This window comes from Klebsiella sp. MS 92-3, from assembly GCF_000195655.1.
GTDB lineage: Bacteria > Pseudomonadota > Gammaproteobacteria > Enterobacterales > Enterobacteriaceae > Klebsiella > Klebsiella pneumoniae.
Window position 1 is genome coordinate 33,148 of sequence record NZ_GL882724.1, and the last position, 3,271, is coordinate 36,418.

The 3,271-nt window shown below is 50.7% G+C and carries 5 protein-coding genes; 2 read left to right on the forward strand and 3 right to left on the reverse strand.

What is annotated here, in order from left to right; translation table 11 throughout:
* The first annotated feature begins 24 nt into the window (after positions 1–24).
* On the forward strand, positions 25–300 hold the full coding sequence (locus HMPREF9538_RS24575) for a barstar family protein (RefSeq protein WP_002918629.1): 276 nt from the start codon (positions 25–27) through the stop codon (positions 298–300).
* A gap of 50 nt (positions 301–350) precedes the next feature.
* Here HMPREF9538_RS24575 and yhcN-B read toward each other — a convergent pair whose 3' ends face one another.
* The 3 genes from yhcN-B to argR form a co-directional block, all read right to left on the reverse strand.
* Positions 351–617: a DUF1471 family stress response protein YhcN-B gene (gene yhcN-B, locus HMPREF9538_RS24570; RefSeq protein WP_002918627.1), complete on the reverse strand. Its 267-nt coding sequence runs from the start codon at positions 615–617 to the stop codon at positions 351–353.
* A 98-nt stretch (positions 618–715) separates the two neighbouring features.
* Positions 716–979, reverse strand: a complete 264-nt coding sequence (yhcN, locus tag HMPREF9538_RS24565) for a peroxide/acid stress response protein YhcN (protein WP_002918626.1) — start codon at positions 977–979, stop codon at positions 716–718.
* Positions 980–1,354: 375 nt separating this feature from the next.
* A complete protein-coding gene (gene argR, locus HMPREF9538_RS24560; RefSeq protein WP_002918625.1) occupies positions 1,355–1,825 on the reverse strand; it encodes a transcriptional regulator ArgR in 471 nt (156 codons plus the stop codon).
* Positions 1,826–2,239: 414 nt separating this feature from the next.
* Between argR and mdh the strand changes: the two genes are divergently transcribed.
* Positions 2,240–3,178: a malate dehydrogenase gene (gene mdh, locus HMPREF9538_RS24555; protein WP_002918570.1), complete on the forward strand. Its 939-nt coding sequence runs from the start codon at positions 2,240–2,242 to the stop codon at positions 3,176–3,178.
* The last annotated feature ends 93 nt before the right edge of the window (positions 3,179–3,271 follow it).

Below are 3,271 nucleotides of genomic sequence, written 5' to 3' on the forward strand. Positions count from 1 at the left end.
ACCACAATACAACGGGAGATGTTCATGACCACCTATACGTTTGATTTTGACGAAATCGCCGAACAACAGGATTTCTACCGGGAGTTTTCCCGAACCTTCGAGCTGGCTCAGGATAAGGTCAACAACCTGGATTCGCTATGGGACGCAGTGACCGGTGGCCTGCTACCGCTGCCGCTGGATATTGAGTTCATCCATTTAAATGACAAGCAGCGCCGGCGCTTTGGCGCATTGATTTTATTGTTTGATGAAGCAGAGGAAGAGCTGGAGGGGGAGTTGCGTTTTAATGCCCGACAAGCATAAAAAAGCCCCCGGCAGGCGGGGGCAAGTCGTCGAAATAAGACGACGAGGGTTTATTTGTACAGCTCAGCGGTGGCGTGCCAGCTATCGCCGGTACGTGCTTCAATAATACGGTAGCTGCTGGCGCCTTCTTTCTCGGCTTTAGCCGCCAGTTCCTGACGCATGTCCATTGGCGCACTACCTACCTGGGATACGGAGATGGTGCCCATGGATTGCAGATTTTGGGCTTGTTCTGCGTTCACTTGCTGGACAGCCGCGCTGGCACCGAAAGAGAGAAGGGAAGCCAGGCCAAGGGATGCGATGATCATTGCGCGTTTCATAATCTTTACTCCAGTCTTTGTTTTGCCGCGGCGGGGCGGTGTATGTCGCCGGGCCGCGGGAGAGAATTTTTGTCAGGTTAATCGTTGACGTCTAAAACTTATTTATACAGCTCAGCAGTGGCATGCCAGTGGTCGCCAGTGCGGGCTTCAATAATGCGGTAAGAAGAAGCCCCTTCTTCCTGCGCTTTTTTGTTCAGCATTTCATGCATATCCATCGGGGAAGATGCTACCGCGCCGACGGAAACCGTGCCGATGGCCTCGCGGCCCTGGGCCTGCTCGCTGTTGATAATATCAGCGGCGAAAGCGCCAAACGACACGACGGACAGGATGCTGATAGCAGCTACAGTGGTTTTGATTTTCATGATGTTCACCTCGTCGAATCTTTTTGTTGGGGGTCTTTGTTTCGTGACCCTCATCACAAAACCAAGTATACACTAATCACCAAAAATATTAATACCATGCTAATTGTTTTGTGAGTTAATAGTTACATAGATTGCGCTTTTTAAAACGAAAAAAAATAAAAAATGACACGTTAGCGACAGCGATAAGATTTATTTCTAATAAATTCATAAAGGTATATGAATTTGATCTTTTGTGCGTTTTACGATTTTCGCGTTAGTAAAAGAACGTATAGACGGCGTAAATGACACTAAGTGTTAAATAGTTGTTGTGCCAGAAGGGGGGGAGAGGCAAAAGAAAGGGGAGTCGCCCTCTGACGGTAGCCAGAGGGGAATTACTCAGAGTTCCTGCTCAAACAGGACCAGAATGGCGTCGTGCAGATCTTTCACCGTAAAACCGCGCGCAGGCGTGGTAAAGATGGTGTCATCCCCGGCGATACTGCCAAGAATGCCTTCCGCTTTGCCCAGCGAGTCGAGAAGACGGGCGATCAGCTGTGCGGCGCCGGGGCTGGTATGAATCACCACTACGGCATCGTTATAGTCGATATCCAGCACCAAATTCTTCAGCGGGCTGGAGGTGGTCGGTACCCCAAGCTCGGCAGGCAAGCAATAGACCATTTCCATTTTGGCGTTACGGGTACGCACCGCGCCAAATTTGGTGAGCATGCGGGAAACCTTCGATTGGTTGATATTCTCGAAGCCCTCTTCCTGCAGCGCCTGGACGATCTCTCCCTGCGAGCTGAATTTCTCTTCTTTAAGCAGCGCTTTAAACGCTTTAACCAGTTCTTCTTGTTTTGCCGAACTTCGCATAAGTCACCCAGATTATGGTGGTAAAATCAACATCATTATGCATAACCATGAATTTTTATGCAAATAATCCGCGAAAGGATAGGTCAATAATGTTATGAAGGGGGCATATTTTAGCAAAAAAACCGTATAAGGAACATGTTCTCATCACAACGCTTAAAGCCATGTAAAAGTAAATGAAATGTTATTGAGTTGGTGTTGTTTTGCGCAACTGGCTGGGTGTATTGTAACCAATAGTCGATCCGGTACTTCGCTTTGCTGGATGGTCAGTCAGGAAGCATAAAGTGCGCCGCTGTTCTATTGCTACGCACAATAATGCATTCTTCAGCCATAATCATTGTAATTGTTCATCTTGTGAATTAAGGTCCAGGCGACGGAATAACGAAAGACTAAATTAACCATAATAAGGAGTTTAGGATGAAAGTTGCAGTCCTTGGCGCTGCCGGTGGTATCGGCCAGGCGCTTGCCCTACTACTTAAGACCCAACTGCCTTCAGGTTCAGAGCTCTCGTTGTACGACATCGCTCCGGTTACGCCGGGCGTGGCGGTAGATCTAAGTCATATCCCCACAGATGTAAAAATTAAAGGATTTTCCGGTGAAGACGCTACTCCGGCGCTGGAAGGCGCGGATGTAGTGCTGATCTCCGCGGGCGTGGCGCGTAAGCCCGGCATGGATCGTTCCGACCTGTTTAATGTGAATGCGGGTATCGTGAAGAACCTCGTGCAGCAGATTGCCAAAACCTGCCCGCAGGCCTGCATCGGCATTATCACCAACCCGGTGAATACCACCGTGGCTATCGCCGCCGAAGTACTGAAAAAAGCCGGCGTGTACGATAAAAACAAACTGTTCGGCGTTACCACGCTGGACATCATCCGTTCCAATACCTTTGTGGCGGAGCTGAAAGGTAAATCGGCAACCGAGGTGGAAGTCCCGGTCATTGGTGGTCACTCCGGGGTCACCATTCTGCCTTTACTGTCGCAGATCCCCGGCGTCAGCTTTAGCGATCAGGAAATTGCCGACCTGACTAAACGTATTCAGAACGCCGGTACCGAAGTCGTGGAAGCGAAAGCGGGCGGCGGGTCGGCGACCTTGTCGATGGGCCAGGCGGCTGCCCGTTTTGGTCTCTCTCTGGTTCGCGCCATGCAGGGGGAAAAAGGCGTGGTGGAGTGCGCCTACGTGGAAGGCGACGGCCACTATGCGCGTTTCTTCTCCCAGCCGCTGCTGCTGGGGAAAAACGGCGTGGAAGAGCGACAGTCTATCGGCAAACTCAGCGCCTTTGAACAGCAGGCGCTGGAGGGCATGCTGGACACCCTGAAGAAAGATATCGCGCTCGGCGAAGACTTCGTCAACAAGTAATCTCGCCCTAACTGAAGAGCCGGAACCGCTGTTCCGGCTTTTTATTGTCCAGCATTCATGGAAACCGGGTTTCTGGTCAGATTCCCGGCCGGT

Coding starts and splice junctions, on each gene's coding strand:
- HMPREF9538_RS24575 (WP_002918629.1), top strand. CDS start 25: ATGACCACCTATACGTTTGATTTTGACGAAATCGCCGAACAACAGGAT.
- yhcN-B (WP_002918627.1), bottom strand. CDS start 617: ATGAAACGCGCAATGATCATCGCATCCCTTGGCCTGGCTTCCCTTCTC.
- yhcN (WP_002918626.1), bottom strand. CDS start 979: ATGAAAATCAAAACCACTGTAGCTGCTATCAGCATCCTGTCCGTCGTG.
- argR (WP_002918625.1), bottom strand. CDS start 1,825: ATGCGAAGTTCGGCAAAACAAGAAGAACTGGTTAAAGCGTTTAAAGCG.
- mdh (WP_002918570.1), top strand. CDS start 2,240: ATGAAAGTTGCAGTCCTTGGCGCTGCCGGTGGTATCGGCCAGGCGCTT.